The sequence below is a fragment of the Candidatus Koribacter versatilis Ellin345 genome (assembly GCF_000014005.1).
GTDB classification, from domain to species: Bacteria; Acidobacteriota; Terriglobia; order Terriglobales; family Acidobacteriaceae; genus Korobacter; species Korobacter versatilis_A.
Window position 1 is genome coordinate 1,587,981 of the sequence record NC_008009.1, and the last position, 21,685, is coordinate 1,609,665.

Here is a 21,685-nt window from a genome sequence, read left to right on the forward strand (position 1 = left end):
GGCTTAAGCCGTGCCCTGATACAAACCTGGTTCAGTCCACAACAGCGCGATGGCATGCGCTGCTTATCCACAAAACTTTGCCGACTAGTCGGCAGGTACTTCCTTCGGTTCCGGCGCATCATGGCGCTCGATCACCGAGTTCAGCGTTTCCGAGTATCGTCCCAGCGTGCCCGAAGTAAACAAAGTGTCGTTCGACGCCAGCACCAACTCGGGATGACTCGGCGTAGCTGCGCCCGTAATCTGCACCAACTGCGTGTGCTCCGGATTTCCGCCAATCAGGTTCAGGCGTGAAACGTCATATCCGGGAACCAGTCGCTGGACTTCGTCGAGGATCGCCATCGGATCGTACGGGCTGACCTTCGCCTCGAGGTTGTGCGCTGAGAGCCACACCCCGTGACGATCGGCTTCACCCGATTGCGCGCCACGGCTCTGGCCGAGGTCAGCGCGGACAGCTTCACCGCCGAACGGAACCAGCCTGCGCACGTCGTAACCCATGCGGTCGGCGATCTGCACAATCATGTCGAAGTCGCTGCGCGTGCCGGCGGTGTCGCCGCCCTTGCGCAGAAGTTGCATGTCGCCCGTGGTGTTGGTGAACGTTCCGGCTTTTTCGTACGCGTTGGAGGCAGGCAGAACCACATCGGCTGCGGCTGCGGTCTCGGTCAGGAACATGTCCTGCACCACCACAAACGGCGCGTTCAGCACGAATGGATCCACGTCGTAGCGCGCGACTGGATTCGAACCGACGACCCAGAGGGCCTTTAGCACGCCGGATTTCGCAGCGTCCATCATCTGCAGCAGGTTCAAGCCGCCTTCGGCAGGAACTTCATCGAGCCATTCTTCGTGATACGGTGTCTTGTTGTTGATGGCGTGATAGCCCGGAAGCAGGTCGGGATAGAGACCCATATCGGCCGCGCCGCGCGAGTTGGCGTAATCGCCCAGGCAGATGAACTTTGCGCCGAGCGGCAGACCGAAGTCCACGAGGGTCTTGATCGCCGCGCCCTTCACTTCCGAGCCAAAGATGACGATCAGGTCTTTCTCGGCCTTGATCGCATCGCGCAGCTTAGCAAGCGCGTCTTTCGAAGTTGCCGGTGTCGCGAGGGAATCCGCCGCGGCATCTTTGCCCCCAAGGTAATCCACGAAGCTGCCTTCGCTGCCGACGGGAACTTGCGCGAAGAGCGTCGCCTGGCGGCGCAGCTTGATTGGCGCCGAATTGACCACATAGACCTTGGCGCGATGCAACCGCACGTTGCTGCGGATCTGCCATGCCAGCAGCGGATGCTGCTCCGTCGGATCGTTCCCGATGATCAGCACTGCTGGCGCGTTGAACACGTCGGTCATGGAAGCCGTCGCATTCGCCTTGCCTGCAAGGGCGGCGGCAAAGGTAGGGAAATCGGCGGTGCGGTGATGATCGATGTTGTTGGTCTTCAGCACCGTGCGCGCAAACTTCTGCAGGATGTAATTTTCTTCGTTGGTGGTGCGGTTCGAGCCAATCACGCCGATGGCTTTGCCGCCGTCGCTCTGCAACACGGCATTGAACTTCGAGGCGATCAGTTCGAAGGCCTCTTCCCACTTCACCGGAACGAGCTTGCCGTCTTTCTTTACCAGCGGCTGGCGGATACGTTCAGTGCTGTTCGCAAAGTCGAACGCGTAGCGGCCCTTCACGCAGAGGAAGTCGCCGTTGATGCCGCTCTTGTCGCGGTTATCGCCGCGCACAATTTCCATGCCGGTTTCACTGCGGCGAACCCCGAGCGTGGTCAGGCAGCCGTCGCCGCAATGCGTGCAGACGGTGCCCACGTGGTTCATCTCCCACGGACGCGTCTTATAGCGATACGCCCCTGAGGTCAGCGCGCCGACCGGGCAAATGTCGATACACATGCCGCACTCTTCGCAGTTCAGGTGGTCGCCTTCATTCGGGGCAATTACCGAACTGGCGCCGCGGTTCTGCACGCCCAGCGCCCACACATCCATGCCCTCACCGCAAACCCGCACGCAGCGGTAGCAGAGAATGCAGCGCGGACGATCGAAGAAGACCACGGGCGACCACTGTTGCTCGTCCTTGTGGTTCTTCGCCTCCATGTATTTCGATTCGGCGGCGCCGTACTTGAACGTCATGTCCTGCAACTCGCACTCGCCGCCGGCGTCGCACACCGGGCAGTCGAGCGGATGGTTGCCGAGCAGCAGTTCGAGCATCGATTTGCGCGCCTGCTTGATTTTTTCGGTCTCGGTGCTCACCACCATGCCTTCGGATACAGGCGTGGTGCAGGCAGTCTGCAGCTTCGGCATCTTCTCGACTTCCACAAGGCACATGCGGCATGCGCCCTGGAGCGAGAGTCCCGGGTAGTAACAGAACGAAGGGACTTCGATGCCAACCGATTTGCAGGCTTCAATAAGAAGCGTCCCCGCCGGAGCGGTGAGCTTCTTGCCGTCTACTGTGAGATTTACGTCAGGCATTAAATGTGTTCTCTGAATTCGATAGGGGCAGAATGAGTTCCTTGATGCTGGCACGGCTGTCCACCGTAGTGCGACCGCCCTGCCTTACCAACGAGCCCTGGATCAGCCCGAAAACTTGTAGTTCGCCGCCGGCGTTGATCACGCTGCCGATCACCGTACCGCGCAGTTCGCATGTGCCACCGGGTTCGATCGTCAGGTTGCCGGTGATCATGCCATTCAGGCACAGGCGAGTTCCATCGGCGACCGTTGCGTCGCCGTCAATCACTCCGTCCACTGTGCCTGCAAGTCGCTGCATGGTTTTCCTTACGCCAATACCGGCAACTGCGAAATCGTTCCATGCTCCGCGAACGGGCACGGACGGCCTTCCAAATGGTCTTCAAACTCTTTGCGGAACTTCTCCACGAACGCGATCGTCGGCATCGCTGCCGCATCGCCCAGCGGGCAGAAGGTCCGGCCGAGCATGTTATCGGCGAGATATTTAATGTTATCGATATCTTTCTTAATGCCGCCGCCTGCGTGGAAGCGGGTCAACGTCTTTTTGAGCCAGTCGGTACCTTCGCGGCAGGGAATGCACCATCCGCAGCTTTCGTGCTGGTAGAACTTTATCGTCCGCAGCGCGAACTTCACGATGCAAGTGCGGTCATCGAGCACGACCACGCCGCCGGAACCGAGCATCGAGCCGGCCTTCATCACCGAATCAAAGTCCATCGCGATGTCAATTTCGTCGGCAGTCAACACCGGGGTCGAAGATCCGCCGGGGACCACGGCCTTCAGGCCGCGTCCGCCCTGGATGCCCCCGCCCACTTCGTAAATCATCTTCTTCAGGTTGTAGCCCATCGGAAGCTCGTAAACACCGGGCTTCTCGAGGTTGCCGCTTAGGCAGAACAAGCGCGTGCCGCCATTGCGCGGCGTGCCGAGATCGGCATATTTCTGTCCGCCCATCAGCAGGATTGCGGGTACAGCTGCGAGGGTCTCGGCATTGTTGATCACCGTCGGCCCGCCCCACAATCCAACCACTGCGGGGAAGGGAGGACGAATGCGCGGGATGCCGCGCTTGCCCTCCAGCGATTCCATCAGCGCTGACTCTTCACCTACTTCGTAAGCGCCCGCGCCGCCATGCCAGTACACATCGAAATCTTTGCCGCTGCCGAAGATGTTCTTGCCGATGAAGCCCTTCGCGTAAGCATCGGCAATCGCCTTCTGCATGATGATCGACAGGTAGCGATATTCGCCGCGCAGATAGATGTAAGCCGACTTCGCGCCTACGGCCAAGCCCGCGATAATCGCGCCTTCGATGACACCGTGCGGATCGTGCTCGAAGATCAGGCGGTCCTTGCATGTGCCCGGCTCCGATTCGTCGCCGTTGCAGAGGATGTACTTCGGCTTGGCCGATTCCTTCGGCACGAACGACCACTTCAAGCCCGTGGGGAATCCAGCGCCGCCGCGTCCGCGCAGGTTCGAGGCCTTTACCTCGTTAATGATGGCGTCCGGCGTCATCGTCAACGCCTTCTGCACTGCCTTGTAGCCATCGAGTTCGAGGTAGCGATCAATGTCGGTCGCGCCCTTGCCCCAGCGGCTCGAGATGACCTTTACCTCGTCGGGATGTGAAACCAGATCTGCCATGTGTCTTTCCTGCGCACTGCTACTGCGCTACTGCTGTTCGCGCTTGCGGTATGACTCGATCACCGCGTCCATTGTTTCCGGCGTGAGGTTCTCGTGGAAGTCGTAATTAACCTGTACTGCGGGGGCCCAGCTACAGGCGCCAATGCACTCCACTTCTTCCAGAGAGAACAGGCCGTCCGGCGTCGTTTGCTTGTGGCCGATGCCCAGCGTCTTCTTGCAGTGCTCGAAGATGTCCTCGCCGCCGCGTTGCAGGCAGCAGATGTTGGTGCACACCTGCACGTTGTATTTGCCGATCGGCTTGGTGCGCAGCATCGAGTAGTAGCTGATGACGTTCCGCACTTCCAGTGGCGTCAGTTCCACGCGATTGGCAATTTCAACAATGGCCTCGTCGCTCAAATAGCCGACTTCATCCTGAACATACAGCAGGAAGGGGACGAGCGGCGAGCGCTTCGTCGGATAGTGGCCCTGCGCTTCGGCAAACCACTTTTCAAGATTGTCGGAGAACTTCATGTGCCTTGTGTCTTCCAGTATTGCAGGGGCTTAAGCCCAAAAATTATTTGCCCTGATCGGCACGGCTGAAGCCGCGCCCTGATACAACCCTCTACCGATCGCAATCGCCCAACACGATGTCGATCGATCCAATTGCCGCCACCACGTCCGCCAGCAACTGGCCCGTGCACATGGATGGCAGCATCTGCAAATTCGCAAACGATGGAGAACGCATGTGAACGCGGTACGGCTTGGCCGTGCCGTCGCTCACAATGTAGTAACCCATCTCGCCGCGCGGCGACTCAATCGCCGAATACACCTCGCCCGGTGGAACGGTGAAGCCCTCGGTCACGATCTTGAAGTGATAGATCAGCGACTCCATCTGGGTCTTCATCTTCTCGCGGTCGGGCAGCACCACCTTCGGCGCGTCGGCTTTAATCGAGCCTTCCGGCATCCCCGCGAGCGCCTGCTGCACGATCTTGCAGCTCTCGCGCAGTTCCGCGATGCGGCACTGGTACCGAGCGTACACGTCGCCTTCAGTCTTTACCGGTACGTTGAACTTGAATTTGTCGTAGCCGGAGTACGGCATGTCGCGGCGAAGATCGAAATCAATGCCGCTGCCGCGCAATGTCGGGCCGCTGGCGCCAAGCGCGAGTGCATCTTCTTTCGTGATTTTCGCTACGCCCTTGGTGCGCATCACAAAGATCGGGTTCTGCGTCAGCAGGCCTTCGTACTCGTCCATCTTCGACGGGAATGTGTCGGCGAACTTCTTCACGCGATCGAACCAGCCCAACGGCGGCTCCAGCGAAACTCCTCCGACGCGGAAATACGAGGTCATCATCCGCTGCCCGGCGACAGCCTCGAAGAGCTTCAGAAGCTCTTCGCGCTCGCGGAAGCAGTAGAGAAAAACCGTCATTGCGCCGAGGTCCATGGCGCCGGTGCCCAGCCATACCAGGTGCGAATTGATGCGCGTCAGCTCGTTGCAGAGTACGCGGATCCACTGCGCCCGCTCGGGAATCTCCAGCCCCAACAACTTTTCCACCGCCAGCACATAGGCCAGGTTGTTGGTCATGGGGCAGAGATAGTCGATGCGATCTGTCATCGGCACAACCTGCTGGTAAAACTTCGCTTCGCAGGTCTTTTCAATGCCGGTATGCAGGTAGCCGATGTCGGGCATGATGCGGACGATGGTCTCGCCATCGATCTCCAGCAACAGGCGCAACACTCCGTGGGTGGACGGGTGCTGCGGGCCCATGTTCAGGACCATCGTCTTGTCCTGACCGGCCTCCAAAACTGGCGTGGGATTCATGTGTGCCATGTTTATCGGTAACCTTCGACGGGATAATCCTTGCGCAACGGATGTCCCTTCCAGTCCTCGGGCATCATGATGCGCGCGAGGTTCGGGTGCCCGTGGAACCGGACTCCGAAGAGATCAAAGACCTCGCGCTCAAAGAAATTGCACGAGGGGAAGACAGAGAAGAGAGAATCGACTTGGGCGTCGTCGCCGAGCAGCTTCACCTTCAGCCGCACGCGATCTTTCCGCGGGATTGAAAGAAAGTGATAGCTCACTTCAAAACGAGGCTCGCTCGGATACCAATCCGTGCAGGTGACGTCCGACAGGAACGTGAACTGCGTCTCGCTCGAATCCCGCAACAGCTTTACGGCGTCCACCAGGCTTTCACGTGACACCCATATGCTCAGCTCGTCGCGGTCCCATTTCACCTGCTCGACAACGATCGAGTCGGAGGCGAGCAGTTTCGCGAGCGCGGGCTTATCTTTTAATTGTTCGACGTCGGTAATGGCTGGCTCGAGTGGCATGGTTAGATCCTGTCTCCCGGCAGCTTCTTGTTCCAGTCCAGGACGCCCTTCTTCCATATATAGAAGAAGCCCGCGAGCACGATCAGGACGTACACCAGCATTTCGGAGTAAGCGAACAACGCGGCGCCGGCGTTTTTCAGGTCCTTAAAAATGATCGCCCACGGGTACATGAAGACCGCTTCCACGTCGAACAGGATGAACAGGATAGCGACCAGGTAGAACTTGACCGAGAAGCGGCTCTGGGCGTCGCCGACAGGCTCCATGCCGCATTCATACGCCGACATCTTCGCCTTGTTGTATTTATGCTGGCCTACGAACCAAGACAAAATGACCATCCCGACCGGGATGATGGTAACCACGGCGAGGTGAATTAGTAACGGGACGTACCTGACGAAATAGTTATCCGGCATGAGATCGCTTGTATATAATTTGCGCCACGAGAGCTGTGTAAACAGTTCAGTGTATTTTTCAGCGCATACCACTGTCAAGCAAAGCGGAGCCGCTAAGTACGCGCATTTTGTTAATGTTGCGGATAAAGCCGCGTATGAAGCAAATTGCACGATAGCACCTCCGTCCGATGACCGTGGAAAACGGGCAATCACCCCCAGAGAAACGCAGGATCGCGCATGATTTTCGGCTTTAACACCGACGTGAAGTTCAAGGGCACGGTGTACCACATCCAGAGCGAGGCCCGGAAGCACGACCAGCACCTCCAGACCCAGGTTTTCGTTCGCGGCCGTTGCATCGGTAAAAAGGCCACGCCCTACGGCGAACACGCCGCCGATCCCGATTTCTCCGACGACAAAATGCACGAGATGCTCAAGGTCCAGCACAAAGGCGTCGTCGAGGCTGTGCGTGAGGGCCGCGTTGGCGAAGTCCTGCACGAAACCTATGGCATCCCCACCGCTAACGGCTTCACCCTGCAGTGGAGCAACGCCCACTCCGTCGTACAGGAGGGCGTGGTCGTCATGCGCTTCCTGGTTTCGCTTGCTGGCGCCCCATGCAACGGTGCGCGATTGATCAGCAAAGTCGTCTTTCCGGACCGCGAACCGATCTTCACCGAACTGAAGTGCGATGTAGGTGGCTCGGTAGAAACCCGTGTTCCCGCCGAAGACGAAGGATTGGAAACCGCTTCGATCTACGTGCAGGCCCACTACGGCGACCACATCGCCACAAGAAAATATCGTCTGCGCCAAGTCGGCTAGTTCGCTTAGGGACACCCTCGAAATATCGCCGCATTTACAATCTGCCCATGCGCTTGAAGATCAACGGCGACGACAAGCAGTTCGAGAACATCTCCACTCTCGCCGACCTCGTCAACCACCTCCCGATGAAAGCCGACCGCGTTGCCGTCGAACTAAACCGCGAGATTGTTCCCCGCGCCAGTTGGTCGGCAACGAACCTAAAAGACGGCGACGAGCTGGAAATCGTGCACTTCGTAGGCGGCGGCTAATGCGAGCTGCGATCACAGCCTTTGCATTCGTGTTGCTGGTTGCTTGTTCCGCGATTCCACAAGACCAATCGCGATACCTGTACGTGCGCGTCATGGCGCCTAACGGCTCTTACGCATGGCCGCATGCGATGGTCGAGCTTCAGGAAGTGCCCGCACTTGGAGCGCTCCCGATCATGCACCTGAAAGGCGAGACCGATTTGCAGGGAGTGGTGCGCTTCCGGCTCGAATCCGTGACCGCCACAAAACTTCGTGTCTCGTTGGTCGGATTCCCGATTCTCTGTTCCGATCAACTTACGTTCTCGCGCGATGCGATTATGGGCGCAGGCGCAGTGGCCGACGCACGTAGCTGTGTCCGGCACCCTGCCTCTGCGGTTCACGCTAAAGCTGGCGAACTCATCGTTTTCGCGCAAGGCGCCGACTTCTAGCACGCACTTTTTACCTCCCGTTCATCACTCCACAAACTTCTGCTGCGTCCAATCAGTAAAACAATTGTGAAATCCACAGGGAATCTCCCTTGGTGCTTGACACTGCACAACTCGGGGCTAAGATGTTTCAAACATTTGGAGCGCAAAATGTTTTGGCGCTCATGGGGACTATGGAAGACCGCTTCTCATCCAAAGAGGTAATTTCGTTGACGAGCATCACTGCGCGTCAACTGCAATGGTGGGATGAGCGCGGTATCGTGGTCCCAGCCCGCGAAGGGCACAAGCGTTTTTATTCCTTAGACGACCTCGCCGAGGTCGCCGTTCTCTGTGAGTTACGTCAGCGTGGATTCTCGTTGCAGCGAGTGCGCAAGGTGATGCGCTTCCTGCAGCGCGAGCTCGGCAAACGCCTGGTTGAGACCGTCACCGACGGCTCCGAGTACCACCTGCTGACCGACGGCCGGAACCTGTATCTCGAGGATTCCGCCCACGCAGTCATCAATATCCTCAAGAACTCCAAGCAGCCCATCCTCGGCATTTGCATCACAGACACCGTTGAGCGGCTGCGGGCACGGATTGGCAAGAAGCAAGCACAACCTGCAGTGTCGACCCGAACGCGGATGGGTTCTGGCCGGCGTAAAGCTTCTTAACCATTAACCACCAAGGGGGAAACACGATGATCGCGGAACTCAGTATCCTGAACGAATGGATCCCCGAACAAATGGAACCGGGCACTATCTTCGTCCTCGAAAATGCGGGCGAAGTCGGCGAAAGCGTCGATCCATACTGGGCAGTACTCTCTTGCCCCACCTGTGGCACGTTAGGACTGATCACTCGAAAGCAAGTGGCCGGACTGCTGGCTGTCATCTGCGGCTCGCAGATGTGCTCAGCTCAGTACTTCCTTAACGACGACCAAATCGTTCCGCGAAAACCGTTCTAGACTTTTTTGTATCAGGGCAGCGCTTCAGCACTGCCGAATCGAGAGGTATCAGACCATCGGGGCTTTAGCCCCTGCGACACACGGGCGCGGCCGGAGTTGCTCGACTCCGCCGCGCCTCGTTCTTTACCCGTGCCAGATCACGCCGATCGCCGCTGCACCTAAAATCAGCCACGCCGAATTCACTTTCCACCGCAGCAGCAGCAACGCGCTCACCAGCGCAATCGCCACTGTCTGCCAGTTCACAATCGCGTCTCTACCAAGCTGCCACGCCACTACGCCCATCAGCGCCAGCGAAGCCACTACCACGCCGTCGAGTGCCGCACTCGCAATTTTCGACTTTCGAATCCGGGGCACCAGCGGCCCGCTAATCGCCACCAGAAAAAACGCCGGCAGGAAGATTGCCACCGTCGCCACGGCCGCACCGCGTGTCCCAGCGATGATGTAGCCGATGAACGTCGCCGTAGTGAACACTGGTCCCGGCGTAATCTGACCTACCGCGACTGCGTCGAGCAACTGCTGCTGTGTCAGCCAGTGCAGACGATCTACGAAATCGCCGCGTAGAAACGCGAGCAGCACGTAGCCACTCCCAAACAGCACGGACCCGATCTTCAGGAATGTCAGAAACAATCGCGAAAGCGATATAGGCACAGCAATCCCCGCAGCCGCCGGAATCGCGCCAACCCACAGCACCGCCGCGCTTTTCGCTCGCTTGCCCCACATCGGCAAACTCGCCAGCAACGCCGCTCCCAACAGAATGAGCAATTCGTGAGTGCGGAAAACATAAGCGACGGCAGCGAGTGCTCCAACAACTCCCAGCCACCAGCTTTTCAGCGCGGTTTTACCGAGGTTCCAGAACGCTTGCACGATGATCGCAATCACCACGGGCTTCACTGCAACGAGAACGCCCGCCACGCGCGGCAATGCGCCGTACTTTACATAAATCGCCGCGATGATCGAGACCAGAATCGCTGCAGGAACAATGAAGCACGCACCCGCAACCAACAGTCCGCGCCATCCGCGCTTGAGCAACCCGATGTGGATCGCCATCTCGGTCGAACTCGGTCCCGGTATCAGGTTCGCCGCGCCGAGACGATCGAGGAATTCTTCTTCGCTGATCCACCTTCGTCGACGCACGAACTCGTCGTGCATCATCGCGATGTGCGCAGCGGGCCCACCAAACGCGGTTGTGCCGAGTTTGAAGAACACGAGCGCGAGTTCGCCGAGTGAGGGGCGCGTCTCAGTCGCAATAGAAGGTGAGCTCATTCCGTGTTGCTGTCGAGACGCCGGTCCACGGAAAGCGATCCGGCGCCCACGATCAGCAGGAAGATGCTACCAAGCAGCATGCAAAAATCCACGCGGGCCTCGCGCGCGGTCGCCCAGAATCCTGCCTTCGCCAGCATCGGGAGCTTCGTGGTGAGAATCGCCACGCTGATGTTGATCGTCAAAGCGATCGCCGCGAGGCGCGTCAGCAAGCCGACAATCAACAACAAGCCGCCGACAATCTCCACCACCCCCACAAACGGCGCGAAGAATTGCGGCGCTGGGATTCCGATCTTCACGAACCTGCCCACACCAAGCGCCTGCGGGAACAGGAACTTCTGAATTCCTTCCGACAAGAAGACGCAGCCCACTAACAAACGAACCAGCACCGTCGCTTGCGGCGCACTCGTATGCACGATCTTATGCAGCAGCTTCATGGCTTTGGCGGCGCAGGCGGCGTGAACTGCGCAATGTCCTCGAACCCGAACGTCTTCTCAATCTGGCTGATCGTCTCCTCGGCATCGTCGAATCCATCTTTGCCAAATGTCTTGTGCTCGATGTCTTCGAACTGGTCGCCGATTTCGTCCAATTGCTTGTTGGTGTAGTTCGTCTTCCAGGCAGGGAAGAGGATGGTGTCCTCGCGCGCTGCATGGTTCTGGTACATCAGCGTAAACGCCTCGAAGATCTTCGCCAGCTCGTCACCATGTTGCTTGCCGATCTTCCCGTTAGTGACGGCTATCACGTACTCCGTAATTTCGCGCCCTCGCTGATGCTGTGCTGTCAGCACATCCACGTAGTGCGTCAGTTTGGGTTTGTTCATCTTCTTGATCGTCGGGAAGATGTGTTCCTCTTCCAGCTGGCGCTCGTGATAATCCTCGCCAAACGTCCGGAATAACTTCGCCGTTTTCTGCAATGCCGCCGGATCCACCGATCCCGGATCGCTCTTCAACTTCGGCACCAGTTCCGCATACACCAGCAATGCACGACGAATCACCCCGTGCTCGCGCATCAGGTCTTCGGTTGCTGTGACCTCCGGTTCATCTTTTTTTTCTTCTGCAAACAGGGCGGTGGGAACCAACAGCGCAGCCGCTGCAATTGGACTCTTCTGGAGCAGCTCACGACGGGAAAGGGGATCGGGCATCGCTACCTCCGTTCGAAGGAGTATATGCGTCGAATCGCTGGGACGAATGCCCGCCCTAATGTAAATCTCCGTTCAGAATAAGCACTTAAGCGGCACGTCGCGGAAAGTGGAACTTTCCTGCCACTGCATCGTATGTATTAACGGAGATTGAATATGTACTGTAACTACTGCGGTAAAACCATCCAGGACGACGCCATCCATTGTGCCTACTGCGGATGCCGCGTGGGCAACATCCCGGTGCGTAACCGTCTCATGCGGCCGCGAGGCGGAGACCGCAAGATCGCCGGCGTTTGCGGCGCAGTCGCCAACTATTTTGATCTCGATGTCACCTTAGTACGCGTGGTGTGGCTCATCCTCATCATTTTTGGCGGCACTGGCGTGCTCGCCTACCTCATCGGCTGGATCGTCATCCCCGAGGAGCCGGTACGGGTCGTCGCCATGGTTCCACCCGGCGCGCAGCCGATGGACCGGACATAAGTTTATGAGTTCCCAGTCCTCAGCTTTTTGCTGAGCCGGCGGACGCGCTCCGAATCGCGGCCGCCGCATTTTGCTGTCTGCGGCGGCCGAAGCTTTTCTAGCCGAATCCATCCCCTTCACCACAGAGACGCAGAGGTCACAGAGAGAAATAATTGAAAATCTCTGTGACCTCTGTGCCTCTGTGGTGAATAAATCGCCTATCGCTTGTAGAACGTAATCTCCAGCGGATTCCCATCCGGATCGTTGAAGTAAATCGAATCCGAGACGCCATGGTCCACCGGCCCGCGAAACGCAATCCCCAGCGCCTTTAAATGTTGCTGCGCCCCCTGGAAACCCGCCGCATCCGTGTGCCACGCCACGCGATGCCAGTGCGCCTCGCTTCCCGCATCCGTGCGCGGTAATTCCGCCTTGAACAGCGCCAGCTTCGACGTCCCGGCGCCAATCATCCACGGCTCCGGGTCCCACTTTCCCATTGGCTTCAACCCGAGTACCTCTTCGTACCACTTCGCCGACCGCGGCAGGTCGCTCACCAGCACCTCGACGTGATCGATATGTTGCGCCTTGAACATGAGCCTCCTCTTCAGCTTGCTATGATCTCCCGATGCCCCGCGCGGTTTCGAAAAAAGTAGAAATAGACATCCTCAAACTCATCCCACCGCCAAAAACTCCGCCCAAACGCACTGCGGTTCGCATCGGTATTCACACTTCGAGTGCCGGTGGAGTCGAACTCGCCGCGGAACGCGCCTACCGTCTCGGCTGCTCCTGCCTCCAAATCTTCTCTTCCAGTCCACGCCAATGGAAGCCCTTTGAACTCGGCCGCTCGCAGTGCGAGACGATGTCGTCCATTCGCGCCAAGTATGACCTCAACCCGCTCGTCATCCACGCGAATTACTTGATCAATGTCGCCGGCGGCAATCCCGAGTTCCACCAGAAATCCATCGAAGCCTTCCGCGCCGAGGTCCAGCGCGGCATCGATCTCTGCGCCGACTACCTCGTTCTGCATCCCGGCTCATTCAAAGGCGCGACGCGCGAAGACGGCCTGCAACGCGCCGCGGAAGCCATCGAAGCCGCAGTCGACGGTCTCGGCATCGAGAAGACGAACCTGAAGATCACCATCGAGAACACCGCCGGTTCCGAATTCTCGTTAGGCGGTAGCTTCGAACAAGTTGCGGAATTAATGGCGCGCCTGCGCAAGCACGTCCCCGTCGCCGCCTGCATCGACACCTGCCATACCCACGTCGCCGGCTACGACATCACCACGAAAAAGGGCTTCGAGAAAACCCTGCAGCAACTCGACGACACCGTCGGCCTGAAGAATGTCGGAGTTTTCCACTGTAACGACGCCAAAGCCCCCCGCGGCTCCAAGCTCGACCGCCACCAGCACATCGGCCAGGGAACCATCGGCCTCGAACCCTTCAAATGGCTGTTGAACGATCCACGGCTACAGCACCCCGCGTTCATCGCCGAAACGCCTATTGACGAGCCGCTGGATGACCTGAAGAATATCGACGCCCTGAAAAGCTGTGTGAAGAAATCAAAGCCTGCCATTCACCACAGAGACGCAGAGGCACAGAGAACAAAGAAATAAAAATCCTTCGTGCCCTTCGTGAGCCCTTCGTTTCCTTCGTGTTTAAAGATTTTTGTTTTTAAGCAGCCGTAACAATGATCGGGTCGCCGGTCGTGATCACAATGGTGTGCTCATAGTGCGCTGCCAGCGCTTTATTGTGCGTCGAGATCGTCCACCCATCCTCACCTGTCACCGTCCGCGCCGGCTTTGCTGAGATGATCGGTTCTACCGCGATCACCATGCCCTCGCGCAGAATGTCGCTGTTCAGCGGATGGTAGAAGTTCGGCACGCTCGGCGGCTCATGTATGCTGCGCCCCACGCCATGGCCGGTCAGGTCTTTCACCACGCTGAATCCGTGCCGACGCACCTCGCGCTCAATCGCTCGTCCGATTTCGTTCACTCGCGTATCGGCCTTCGCGACTTTCATGGCCTGCTGGAACGCCGAGCGCGCGCACTCCAGCATCTTGCGACCTTCGTCGCCGCCCTCGCCGTCCAGGACCACCGTCGTCGCTGAATCCGCGTAGAAGCCATCGAGCTCAGCGGTCACGTCGAGCTTCACCGCGTCGCCCGGACGCAGCATCCGCTTGTTCGGCACTCCGTGCACGATCTGGTCGTTCACGCTGATGCAATTGAATCCCGGAAACTTGTAGACGATCTGCGGCCCCGACCGCGCACCGTGCTCGCGCAGGAAATTCGCGCCAACTTCGTCCAGTTCACGCGTCGTAACCCCCGGCTTCGCAGCCTCGGTCATATGCTGAATTGCCTCGGCCACCAGCTTGCCTACGCGCTTGAGTCCTTCCAGCTCTTCTGGCGATCTAACAGTCATCAGCGGTCCCACCCCGTGGGGATTGTTAAAATAAGAAGTTTATAGCCTCCTAGGAATTGTTGCAGCCACATGACAGACGAAACTCAAATGACCGAAACTCCGAAAGCCGAAGAGCGCCCTGATCGCTACGATCCGCGGGCGATCGAAGAGAAGTGGACCGTCCAGTGGGCGAACGATCCCGAGCTGTACGCCAGCGAGCCCGATAGCGCGAAGAAGAAGTTCTACGTCCTTGAGATGCTGCCCTATCCCTCCGGCGCTCTCCATATGGGACACGTGCGCAACTACGCCATCGGCGACGCCCTAGCGCGTTTCATGTGGATGACTGGCCACAACGTCCTGCACCCCATGGGTTGGGACGCCTTCGGCTTGCCCGCCGAAAACGCGGCGATCAAGAACCAGCGCCAGCCCCGCGAGTGGACGCTTGGCAACATCGAGGCGATGAAGAAGCAGATGCGCCGCCTCGGCTTCGCCTACGACTGGTCGAAGGAAATCGCGACATGTTTGCCCGATTACTATCGCTGGAACCAGTGGTTCTTCATCAAGTTCTTTGAGAAGAACCTCGCATACAAGCGCAAGAGCAAGGTGAACTGGTGCCCCGAGTGCGCCACTGTGCTCGCCAACGAGCAGGTGGTTGACGGCTGCTGCTGGCGCCATGAAACCACGCGCGTCGAGCAGCGCGAGTTGGAGCAATGGTTCTTCCGCATTACCGATTACGCCGACGAACTCTTGCGCGATCTCGACCAGCTCGAAGGCTGGCCGGAAAAAGTAAAGACGATGCAGCGCAACTGGATTGGCCGCAGCGAAGGCGCACTTGTCACCTTCAAGCTTGAGCAACCGTCCGGCCCCAGCGGCGACAGCATCACCGTTTTCACCACCCGCATCGACACCATCTTTGGCGCGACCTCGTTGCAGTTGGCGCCCGAACACCCGATCGTCACCGACTTGATCGCGAGCAATCCCGATTTGCTCTCTGCCGTCGAAGACCTCAAGCAGCAGCAACGCACGGCAAAAGAAAAGGGCGATATCGGCGCCATTGAAAAGCACGGCGTCTTTACCGGCGCATATGCCATCAATCCGTTCAATGAAGAGAAGGTGCCCATCTGGATCGCGAACTACATCCTCACGGATTACGGCACCGGCGCGATCATGAGCGTTCCGGCACATGACGAACGTGACTACGAATTCGCCACGAAATACGGCCTCGAAGTTCGCGTCGTGATCTTGCCGCGCCGCGTGGGCGAGCCGCCTGAGGCCGGAAAGCCCGAAACCAACGTGCTGCCCTACAGTGGCACCGACAGCTTGCTCATCAACTCCGGCGACTTCACGGGCCTGCCCGTGCAGGAAGCCTTGGAGAAGATGGCCAAGTTCGCCGAAGAACACGGCTTCGGCAAAGCCACCGTCACCTTCCGCCTGAAGGATTGGGGCATCAGTCGCCAGCGTTACTGGGGCACGCCCATTCCCATGCTCTATTGCGGCAAGTGCGGAATTGTGCCGGTGCCGGAAGATCAGTTGCCGGTGTTGTTGCCGGAGAACGTGGAGATCACCCTCGCCGGCGGTTCGCCGCTCACGCGCGTGCAGGAGTGGCTGCACACCACGTGTCCGAAGTGCGGTGGCCCCGCCACGCGCGACACCGACACCATGGACACGTTCGTCGATTCGTCCTGGTACTTCTATCGCTATACCAATCCGCAGCTCACCACTGCGCCGGTGGATACCAAGACGATTGATTACTGGTTCCCAATCGATCAGTACATTGGCGGCGTCGAGCACGCGATCTTGCATTTGATTTACTCGCGCTTCTGGACGAAGGTCATGCGCGACTTGGGATTGGTGCACAACAGCGAGCCGGTCACGCGCCTGTTCACGCAGGGCATGGTGATCAAAGACGGCGCGAAGATGTCGAAGAACCTCGGCAACGTTGTCGCGCCGGATGACATGATCGCGAAGTACGGCGCTGACGCGACGCGCATGTACACGTTGTTCGCCGCGCCACCCGATCGCGATCTCGATTGGCAGGATGCCGGCGTCGAGGGCGTGAGCCGCTTCCTCGCGCGCGTCTATCGCTTGATCGCGCAGAACCCCATTGTTCATGCGGGCCCCGCGCACTACACGCTTGCCGAGCTTCCAGCTAACGCAAAGAAGATCGCGCGCAAATTACATCAGACGATCAAGAGAATTTCGGATGAGCTTGGAGGGCGGTGGCACTTCAATACTTGCGTGGCGGCACTCATGGAATTTGTGAACGAGTGCTATGCCGCGCCGGAGTTGTTTGCCAATCCGAAAGAGGGAATCGAGCGCACGTTGGTTGCGGATGTGCAGCGCAAAGTCACGTTGCTGTTGCAGCCGTTCGCGCCGTACGTGGCGCATGAGTTGTGGGCGATGCTCGGTGAACCTTCGGGATTGTTGAGAGCGCCGTGGCCCGCATTTGACGCGAGTTTGGCGAAGGAAGATGAAGTTGAGATCGTGGTGCAAGTGAACGGAAAAGTTCGTAGCAAGCTGGTGGTTTCGACGGATGCTTCAGAAGACGAAGTGAAGAAGCTGGCGCTGGCGGATGAAAAAGTTCAGGCGGCGATTGCTGGGAAAGAGATTGTGAAGGTCGTGGTGGTTCCGCGGAAGCTGGTCAGTATCGTGGTGAAGTAGATTTCGCGGGATTTCACGTCCGGAGAAACAGGTACGTTACAGGTAAAACTTACGGTAAAACCCGAAGTTTAAAAGTGGTAAACACCCTCTTGTAAGCGCTTATTTACTAGCGATTTGCGGGAGGGTGCCGTTTTTTGGCAACGGTCCAGCCCCCGGATTTTTTCCTCAGAACGGCCACAAATCGCATCCTGACCGCGGGGATTTTTCTAATTCATGAGGTTTGCCGCGAAGGTGGTACACAAAAATTGCAAGATTTTGTTTACCACTCAGTAAATAACTAATCCACGATGAAGAGTCGCGCGCCGGAAGCGGTGGAAGAGCGGTGGGGATCGGTGTCGTCGGCGCACTGGTAGGACATGCCGGGGGCGAGGGTGAAGCGGCGGCCATCGGCGAGTTCGGTATCGAGTTGGCCTTCGAGGCAGAAGAGGATGTGTCCTTTGCTGCACCAGTGGTCGGCCTTGTAGCCGGGCGAGTACTCAACGAGCCGCACGCGGATATCACCGAAATTTTGGGTGCGCCACCAGGCGACGCCAGCCTCACCGGGATGTTCGGTAGGCGCGATCGAAGACCAGTCTGTGACGGCGAACGGGAACGGCGGCATGTTCATGCGGGGAGGATAGCAGAGGGTCCTGAATTCCTGCGTTCCCCAGGAATCAAGCTCTGCGTGGCTTGCGTACCGCGCGCACTTTGCCGGTTTTTTCGCCGCCGCAGAAGAACTGATCTTTCCCATCGGATTCGAGGCCGGAGATGGCGATGCCTTGAGGCATTTCGATCGTTTCGAGAACGTCTCCAGTTTGAGGATCGACTCGCCGGATATCACTATTACCGTTTTCCAGAGTGGCATGCCAGAGTTCGCCTTCGACCCACGTCACGCCGGTGACGAAGCGATTGGACTCGATGGTGCGAAGGACCGCGCCGGTTTCCGGATCGATTTGGTAGATCTTGCGTTCGCGATAATGGCCGACCCAGAGCGTTCCTTCCGCCCATGCGAGCCCGGAGTCGCCGCCGTGGGCGGGCGCGGGAATGGTGGCGAGGACCTTGCCGGTTTCCGGATCAATCTTCTGGATGAGGGCTTCGGCGATCTGAAACAGGTAGCGGCCGTCGAAGGCGGTGCCGGCATGGGCGGGCACGTCGAGTGAGCTCAGCAGTTCGCCGTTTGTCGGGTCGAGGGCGTTGAGGCCATTGTCCGATGCGAACCAGACGTTCTGACCGTCATAGCTGACGCCGTGCACCCGGTTGATTCCGGGGAACGGGCCGTACTCTCGGAGGATTTCGGCGTTGGAATGCTTCATGTTTCCACCTTAATCGAGGGGCAGGGGAGCGGGGAGTAACAAGATTGTCGTGAAACCAGGGACGGGAGGGGTGATCCAGCGGCGCGAGCGGGCGCGGCCAAACGACTGAACTTTTCCTTCCGATGCGAGCGAGTCGAGTGCGCGCTGCACGGAGCGTTGGCTGGTGCGCAACGCAAGCGCGAGCGCCGAGCTTGACCACGATTCGCCATCGGTGAGGAAGGCGAGCACATCCGCATGTTGCTCTTCGACGGGACGGGCCAGCACGACGATTTCACGTCCGCGCTGGGGGACGAGTGCGAAGCCCTGCTTCGTGGCGCGAATTTCGGCGAAGTTGCGAAGCAGGCGGCGAATGCGGCCGATCTCGACGCGCAAGCGGGCACGGTGCGATTCGTCGACAAACTTGGATTCGAATGCTCGTGCCACGAGCATGTCTCGCGCTACGTCTCCGGGCCACGCTTCTGCTAACGCACGCGCGAGAGCGAATAGCACGGGACGAGTTGCCAGGGAGACGGTCGTGTTTCCGTGACGTACGACATTGCGGAATGCGTCTACCACAATGGCTCGAGATGCGAACAAAGCCTCCACTTCTTCGAGGAGCAGAAGGCGTTCGCCACCGCGCGCGATGAGACGCGCTGCAGGCGTATCGAGAATGCGGGAAGCGTTTTCGACTTCTGCCATGAGTGCGGGGATGCGCGCCTGGTGTGCGGCTTGTTGCGCCCGGCCGAGAGCCTCGCGGGCGGGCTGTGTACGTACACGACGCATTGCGATGCCGGCTACGACGAGTTCGTGGAACGTTCGCGACGCTGGTGGGAAGAGCTTCGGATCGAGATCGGCGAGCCGACGCTCGGCCTCGTCGAGGCGGCCGACGAGAAGCAGACGGCGGACTTCGAGATAGCGCGCGAAACCCGCATTTAAGCGATCGCCGTGAGCTTCCAGAGTAGAACGCGCGGAGTCGAGCAACTTAGCAGGCCACGTCAAATCGCGGGAGGCGAGCGCGATTTCGGCTTCAGCGACGATGCAGCGCGCGCGGGATACGGCTTCTTTCGGGCCAAACGCACGCGCGGCTTTCCGGAGCAATTCTTTGGCTCGCGCGAAATCGCCAAGCTGCGCCATCGCCGTTCCGCGCAGCGCCAGTGCGGGCGGATCGTCGCGTAACGCAACGCGTTTCAGGGCTCCCAGTGGATCACCGGCCGCAAGGGCGCGAGCAGCTGCCGTTATCAGAGAGTCCATACGAATCCCGCCATCGTTGTAACTCCCACCCCTTCGCGTTCCGGCGTTAGAACTAGCGCATGGAAATTAAACACGAGATTGCGGGAGTGGAACCGATGGAGACAAAAATTATGACCACGCATAAGACCGGAACGCGAGCGGAATGGCTGAATGCCCGCATGGAACTGCTGGCGGCGGAGAAGGAACTTACACGCCGAAGCGACGAGTTGGCGCGCCAGAGACAGGAACTTCCCTGGGTGGCGATCAACAAAGGGTATCGCTTCGACACCGAGGAAGGCAGCGCCTCGCTGTCGGAGCTATTCCGTGGCCGCTCGCAAGTCCTGGTCTATCACCTCATGTTCGGTCCGGATTTTGCGGCCGCCTGTCCATCTTGCTCGTCGATCGCCGACGGCTTCAATGGTATTGCCGTGCATCTCGCCAACCATGACGTGATGCTCTGGGCGGTGTCGCGAGCGCCGCTTCCGAAGATCCAAGCATACAAGCGGCGCATGGGCTGGACGTTCCCATGGGCGTCAGCTGCCGGGAGTGATTTCAACTTCGACTTCAGCGCTTCCTACACCGAGGAACAACAGCGCGAGGGGATCGAATACAACTTTACCCGCGAACCGAAGATGGAGCGTCGGCAGGGCAAAGAAGACAGCGGCCAGTCCGCGGAAATTAACTGTGCGGCGATGTGCGGAACGGACAAGGGAACATTCCAGCGTGAGAGGCCGGGCGTGAGCGCGTTCGTCCTTGAGGGCGGAACTGTGTTCCACACCTATTCGACATATGCGCGCGGACTCGATGGCCTGTGGGGAATGTACCAGTGGCTCGATCGCGCCCCAAAAGGCCGCAATGAGAAGGGCGTGTGGTGGCGGCGTCACGATGAGTATGGGAACCAAAACCAACGGCACTCGTGCTGCGACGAAGCGTAAAGCAGACAGAGAACAGCAGAGCAGAGGAGGACCAGATGTGCCCAGCATGTATTGAGAGCGCAGCCGTGGTGGTCGCAGGCGCCGCTTCGAGTGGAGGAGTTTTGGCGATGTGCATCAGCGGCTTGAGGAAACTTTTCAGAGCAAACACTTTCGCAATATTTCAACGAACAAACAAGGAGAAGTGAGATGGCAGTGAACCAACCGAAAGACAAGCAACCGGCGACCGGGCAGATCGCCATCAAGACGCCACCGATCGTATCGAGCCAGCAATGGCAATCGGCGTGGCAGGAACTTCTGGTGAAGGAGAAGGCATTCACCCGCTCGCGTGACGCACTGGCGGCGGAGCGCCGCCGGATGCCGTGGATGGCGGTGGAGAAGAATTACGAATTCGAAGGCCCGAACGGGAAGGTCTCGCTGTTGGACCTGTTTGAGGGACGGCCGCAATTGATCGTGTATCGCGCGTTCTATGAGCCGGGAGTTTTCGGATGGCCCGATCACGCGTGTCGCGGCTGCTCGCTGGGCGCCGACCAGGTCAGTCACCTGGCGCACCTGAATGCTCGCGACACGACCCTCGTGTATGCGTCACGCGCGCCGCAGGCCGACATTACGCGGCTGAAGACGCGGATGGGTTGGGAACACATTCCCTGGTACACCATGGTTGACGACTTCGATGTGGAATTCGGCGTCCACGAATGGCACGGCCACAATGTGTTCTTCCGCAAAGGCGACAAAATATTCCGTACGTACTTCGTGAACAATCGCGGCGACGAAGCGATGGGGACCGTTTGGAGTTACCTGGACATCACGCCGCTCGGTCGGCAGGAAGTTTGGGAGGACTCACCGGAGGGTTATCCGCAGAGCGCGCCGTATAAGTGGTGGAACTGGCACGACAACTACGACGCGGAAGCTGCGCCAAACCAGAAGTGGGTAGAAGTGTCGGACGCGGGGGTGGAAGCGTTCCGTAGTCGCGAGGACAAGGCTAGCTAGAACGAGACGGCGGTTTGCGGTTTAGTTTTTTGCGCGATCGTGACGCGCAAATCGGAACTGCAGATCGCCGTGTCGCTTCGTTCCTTGCGATGATAAGAGAGAGGGAGAAGTTGATGAAGATAGACCAAGGTGGATATTGGGCGGCACTTCGGTGG

25 protein-coding genes are annotated in these 21,685 nt (G+C 58.8%); 10 read left to right on the top strand and 15 right to left on the bottom strand.

All coding sequences use genetic code 11. The features are described from left to right. Positions 1-84 precede the first annotated feature (84 nt). The 7 genes from nuoG to ACID345_RS06770 form a co-directional block, all read right to left on the bottom strand. Positions 85-2,451, bottom strand: coding sequence for an NADH-quinone oxidoreductase subunit NuoG (gene nuoG, locus ACID345_RS06740; protein WP_011522113.1), 2,367 nt, complete (start codon positions 2,449-2,451; stop codon positions 85-87). Further along, a complete protein-coding gene (locus ACID345_RS06745) occupies positions 2,444-2,746 on the bottom strand; it encodes a hypothetical protein (protein WP_011522114.1) in 303 nt (100 codons plus the stop codon). The genes nuoG and ACID345_RS06745 overlap by 8 nt, the downstream gene beginning before the upstream one ends. A gap of 8 nt (positions 2,747-2,754) precedes the next feature. Beyond that, entirely contained in the window at positions 2,755-4,074 is a 1,320-nt protein-coding gene (gene nuoF, locus ACID345_RS06750) for an NADH-quinone oxidoreductase subunit NuoF (RefSeq protein ID WP_011522115.1), read from the bottom strand. 27 nt (positions 4,075-4,101) lie between these two features. Beyond that, positions 4,102-4,584 (bottom strand): complex I 24 kDa subunit family protein, encoded by a 483-nt coding sequence (nuoE, locus tag ACID345_RS06755; protein WP_011522116.1) that lies wholly within the window; start codon positions 4,582-4,584, stop codon positions 4,102-4,104. Positions 4,585-4,675: 91 nt separating this feature from the next. Further along, positions 4,676-5,881 carry an NADH dehydrogenase (quinone) subunit D gene (gene nuoD / locus ACID345_RS06760; RefSeq protein ID WP_011522117.1) on the bottom strand — a complete coding sequence of 402 codons (1,206 nt, stop codon included), beginning with the start codon at positions 5,879-5,881 and terminating at the stop codon, positions 4,676-4,678. Positions 5,882-5,883: 2 nt separating this feature from the next. Beyond that, positions 5,884-6,381, bottom strand: coding sequence for an NADH-quinone oxidoreductase subunit C (locus tag ACID345_RS06765; protein WP_011522118.1), 498 nt, complete (start codon positions 6,379-6,381; stop codon positions 5,884-5,886). 2 nt (positions 6,382-6,383) lie between these two features. Further along, on the bottom strand, positions 6,384-6,791 hold the full coding sequence (locus tag ACID345_RS06770) for an NADH-quinone oxidoreductase subunit A (RefSeq protein WP_011522119.1): 408 nt from the start codon (positions 6,789-6,791) through the stop codon (positions 6,384-6,386). Positions 6,792-7,007: 216 nt separating this feature from the next. On the opposite strand from ACID345_RS06770, the gene ACID345_RS06775 reads away from it, so the two are divergent. The 5 genes from ACID345_RS06775 (at position 7,008) to ACID345_RS06795 (ending at position 9,196) form a co-directional block, all read left to right on the top strand. Next, positions 7,008-7,586, top strand: coding sequence for a hypothetical protein (locus ACID345_RS06775; protein WP_011522120.1), 579 nt, complete (start codon positions 7,008-7,010; stop codon positions 7,584-7,586). A 47-nt stretch (positions 7,587-7,633) separates the two neighbouring features. After that, complete coding sequence (gene thiS, locus ACID345_RS06780; protein WP_011522121.1) at positions 7,634-7,834, top strand: sulfur carrier protein ThiS; 201 nt, start codon at positions 7,634-7,636, stop codon at positions 7,832-7,834. Then, complete coding sequence (locus ACID345_RS06785) at positions 7,834-8,259, top strand: hypothetical protein (RefSeq protein ID WP_011522122.1); 426 nt, start codon at positions 7,834-7,836, stop codon at positions 8,257-8,259. The genes thiS and ACID345_RS06785 overlap by 1 nt, the downstream gene beginning before the upstream one ends. A gap of 122 nt (positions 8,260-8,381) precedes the next feature. Next, on the top strand, positions 8,382-8,906 hold the full coding sequence (locus ACID345_RS06790) for a MerR family transcriptional regulator (RefSeq protein WP_011522123.1): 525 nt from the start codon (positions 8,382-8,384) through the stop codon (positions 8,904-8,906). Between the two features lie 26 nt (positions 8,907-8,932). Next, positions 8,933-9,196, top strand: coding sequence for a hypothetical protein (locus ACID345_RS06795; RefSeq protein ID WP_011522124.1), 264 nt, complete (start codon positions 8,933-8,935; stop codon positions 9,194-9,196). A gap of 123 nt (positions 9,197-9,319) precedes the next feature. On the opposite strand, the gene chrA is transcribed toward ACID345_RS06795, so the two are convergent. Genes chrA through ACID345_RS06810 form a run of 3 tightly spaced genes read right to left on the bottom strand, consistent with a single transcriptional unit; the run spans position 9,320 to position 11,597 of the window. Beyond that, on the bottom strand, positions 9,320-10,459 hold the full coding sequence (gene chrA, locus ACID345_RS06800; RefSeq protein ID WP_011522125.1) for a chromate efflux transporter: 1,140 nt from the start codon (positions 10,457-10,459) through the stop codon (positions 9,320-9,322). Continuing rightward, complete coding sequence (locus tag ACID345_RS06805) at positions 10,456-10,893, bottom strand: DoxX family protein (RefSeq protein WP_011522126.1); 438 nt, start codon at positions 10,891-10,893, stop codon at positions 10,456-10,458. Before ACID345_RS06805 ends, chrA begins: the two co-directional genes overlap by 4 nt. After that, positions 10,890-11,597 carry a hemerythrin domain-containing protein gene (locus tag ACID345_RS06810; protein ID WP_011522127.1) on the bottom strand — a complete coding sequence of 236 codons (708 nt, stop codon included), beginning with the start codon at positions 11,595-11,597 and terminating at the stop codon, positions 10,890-10,892. Before ACID345_RS06810 ends, ACID345_RS06805 begins: the two co-directional genes overlap by 4 nt. A gap of 153 nt (positions 11,598-11,750) precedes the next feature. On the opposite strand from ACID345_RS06810, the gene ACID345_RS06815 reads away from it, so the two are divergent. Next, complete coding sequence (locus ACID345_RS06815) at positions 11,751-12,074, top strand: PspC domain-containing protein (RefSeq protein ID WP_011522128.1); 324 nt, start codon at positions 11,751-11,753, stop codon at positions 12,072-12,074. A 197-nt stretch (positions 12,075-12,271) separates the two neighbouring features. Here ACID345_RS06815 and ACID345_RS06820 read toward each other — a convergent pair whose 3' ends face one another. After that, on the bottom strand, positions 12,272-12,643 hold the full coding sequence (locus tag ACID345_RS06820) for a VOC family protein (protein WP_011522129.1): 372 nt from the start codon (positions 12,641-12,643) through the stop codon (positions 12,272-12,274). 32 nt (positions 12,644-12,675) lie between these two features. Here ACID345_RS06820 and ACID345_RS06825 point away from each other — a divergent pair, with 32 nt between their 5' ends. Next, on the top strand, positions 12,676-13,662 hold the full coding sequence (locus ACID345_RS06825; RefSeq protein ID WP_011522130.1) for a deoxyribonuclease IV: 987 nt from the start codon (positions 12,676-12,678) through the stop codon (positions 13,660-13,662). 58 nt (positions 13,663-13,720) lie between these two features. Here the strand turns inward: ACID345_RS06825 and map are convergent, their stop codons facing one another. Then, entirely contained in the window at positions 13,721-14,467 is a 747-nt protein-coding gene (gene map, locus ACID345_RS06830) for a type I methionyl aminopeptidase (protein WP_011522131.1), read from the bottom strand. 87 nt (positions 14,468-14,554) lie between these two features. Here map and leuS point away from each other — a divergent pair, with 87 nt between their 5' ends. Next, on the top strand, positions 14,555-17,107 hold the full coding sequence (leuS, locus tag ACID345_RS06835) for a leucine--tRNA ligase (RefSeq protein ID WP_187148957.1): 2,553 nt from the start codon (positions 14,555-14,557) through the stop codon (positions 17,105-17,107). Between the two features lie 277 nt (positions 17,108-17,384). Here leuS and ACID345_RS06840 read toward each other — a convergent pair whose 3' ends face one another. The 3 genes from ACID345_RS06840 to ACID345_RS06850 are packed head-to-tail and all read right to left on the bottom strand — an operon-like array spanning position 17,385 to position 19,629. Then, positions 17,385-17,708, bottom strand: coding sequence for a DHCW motif cupin fold protein (locus tag ACID345_RS06840; RefSeq protein ID WP_228370743.1), 324 nt, complete (start codon positions 17,706-17,708; stop codon positions 17,385-17,387). A 52-nt stretch (positions 17,709-17,760) separates the two neighbouring features. After that, the gene (locus tag ACID345_RS06845; protein WP_011522134.1) at positions 17,761-18,399 is read right to left on the bottom strand and encodes a Vgb family protein; all 639 of its coding nucleotides are present in this window, start codon (positions 18,397-18,399) and stop codon (positions 17,761-17,763) included. A gap of 9 nt (positions 18,400-18,408) precedes the next feature. After that, a complete protein-coding gene (locus tag ACID345_RS06850; RefSeq protein ID WP_011522135.1) occupies positions 18,409-19,629 on the bottom strand; it encodes a hypothetical protein in 1,221 nt (406 codons plus the stop codon). 59 nt (positions 19,630-19,688) lie between these two features. Between ACID345_RS06850 and ACID345_RS06855 the strand changes: the two genes are divergently transcribed. Together ACID345_RS06855 and ACID345_RS06860 are read left to right on the top strand one after the other, a co-directional pair. After that, entirely contained in the window at positions 19,689-20,543 is an 855-nt protein-coding gene (locus tag ACID345_RS06855) for a DUF899 domain-containing protein (RefSeq protein ID WP_228370744.1), read from the top strand. 186 nt (positions 20,544-20,729) lie between these two features. After that, positions 20,730-21,530, top strand: coding sequence for a DUF899 domain-containing protein (locus tag ACID345_RS06860; RefSeq protein ID WP_011522137.1), 801 nt, complete (start codon positions 20,730-20,732; stop codon positions 21,528-21,530). The last annotated feature ends 155 nt before the right edge of the window (positions 21,531-21,685 follow it).

Bases quoted from the DNA above. Each gene is read 5' to 3' on its own strand.
- ACID345_RS06840 (WP_228370743.1), bottom strand. From the start codon at position 17,708: ATGCCGCCGTTCCCGTTCGCCGTCACAGACTGGTCTTCGATCGCGCCT.
- ACID345_RS06785 (WP_011522122.1), top strand. From the start codon at position 7,834: ATGCGAGCTGCGATCACAGCCTTTGCATTCGTGTTGCTGGTTGCTTGT.
- leuS (WP_187148957.1), top strand. From the start codon at position 14,555: ATGACCGAAACTCCGAAAGCCGAAGAGCGCCCTGATCGCTACGATCCG.
- nuoF (WP_011522115.1), bottom strand. From the start codon at position 4,074: ATGGCAGATCTGGTTTCACATCCCGACGAGGTAAAGGTCATCTCGAGC.
- ACID345_RS06860 (WP_011522137.1), top strand. From the start codon at position 20,730: ATGGCAGTGAACCAACCGAAAGACAAGCAACCGGCGACCGGGCAGATC.
- nuoG (WP_011522113.1), bottom strand. From the start codon at position 2,451: ATGCCTGACGTAAATCTCACAGTAGACGGCAAGAAGCTCACCGCTCCG.
- chrA (WP_011522125.1), bottom strand. From the start codon at position 10,459: ATGAGCTCACCTTCTATTGCGACTGAGACGCGCCCCTCACTCGGCGAA.
- ACID345_RS06765 (WP_011522118.1), bottom strand. From the start codon at position 6,381: ATGCCACTCGAGCCAGCCATTACCGACGTCGAACAATTAAAAGATAAG.
- ACID345_RS06790 (WP_011522123.1), top strand. From the start codon at position 8,382: ATGTTTCAAACATTTGGAGCGCAAAATGTTTTGGCGCTCATGGGGACT.
- ACID345_RS06770 (WP_011522119.1), bottom strand. From the start codon at position 6,791: ATGCCGGATAACTATTTCGTCAGGTACGTCCCGTTACTAATTCACCTC.
- ACID345_RS06820 (WP_011522129.1), bottom strand. From the start codon at position 12,643: ATGTTCAAGGCGCAACATATCGATCACGTCGAGGTGCTGGTGAGCGAC.
- nuoD (WP_011522117.1), bottom strand. From the start codon at position 5,881: ATGGCACACATGAATCCCACGCCAGTTTTGGAGGCCGGTCAGGACAAG.
- thiS (WP_011522121.1), top strand. From the start codon at position 7,634: ATGCGCTTGAAGATCAACGGCGACGACAAGCAGTTCGAGAACATCTCC.
- ACID345_RS06810 (WP_011522127.1), bottom strand. From the start codon at position 11,597: ATGCCCGATCCCCTTTCCCGTCGTGAGCTGCTCCAGAAGAGTCCAATT.
- ACID345_RS06825 (WP_011522130.1), top strand. From the start codon at position 12,676: ATGCCCCGCGCGGTTTCGAAAAAAGTAGAAATAGACATCCTCAAACTC.
- nuoE (WP_011522116.1), bottom strand. From the start codon at position 4,584: ATGAAGTTCTCCGACAATCTTGAAAAGTGGTTTGCCGAAGCGCAGGGC.
- ACID345_RS06805 (WP_011522126.1), bottom strand. From the start codon at position 10,893: ATGAAGCTGCTGCATAAGATCGTGCATACGAGTGCGCCGCAAGCGACG.
- ACID345_RS06845 (WP_011522134.1), bottom strand. From the start codon at position 18,399: ATGAAGCATTCCAACGCCGAAATCCTCCGAGAGTACGGCCCGTTCCCC.
- ACID345_RS06745 (WP_011522114.1), bottom strand. From the start codon at position 2,746: ATGCAGCGACTTGCAGGCACAGTGGACGGAGTGATTGACGGCGACGCA.
- ACID345_RS06850 (WP_011522135.1), bottom strand. From the start codon at position 19,629: ATGGACTCTCTGATAACGGCAGCTGCTCGCGCCCTTGCGGCCGGTGAT.
- ACID345_RS06775 (WP_011522120.1), top strand. From the start codon at position 7,008: ATGATTTTCGGCTTTAACACCGACGTGAAGTTCAAGGGCACGGTGTAC.
- ACID345_RS06855 (WP_228370744.1), top strand. From the start codon at position 19,689: ATGGAAATTAAACACGAGATTGCGGGAGTGGAACCGATGGAGACAAAA.
- ACID345_RS06795 (WP_011522124.1), top strand. From the start codon at position 8,933: ATGATCGCGGAACTCAGTATCCTGAACGAATGGATCCCCGAACAAATG.
- map (WP_011522131.1), bottom strand. From the start codon at position 14,467: ATGACTGTTAGATCGCCAGAAGAGCTGGAAGGACTCAAGCGCGTAGGC.
- ACID345_RS06815 (WP_011522128.1), top strand. From the start codon at position 11,751: ATGTACTGTAACTACTGCGGTAAAACCATCCAGGACGACGCCATCCAT.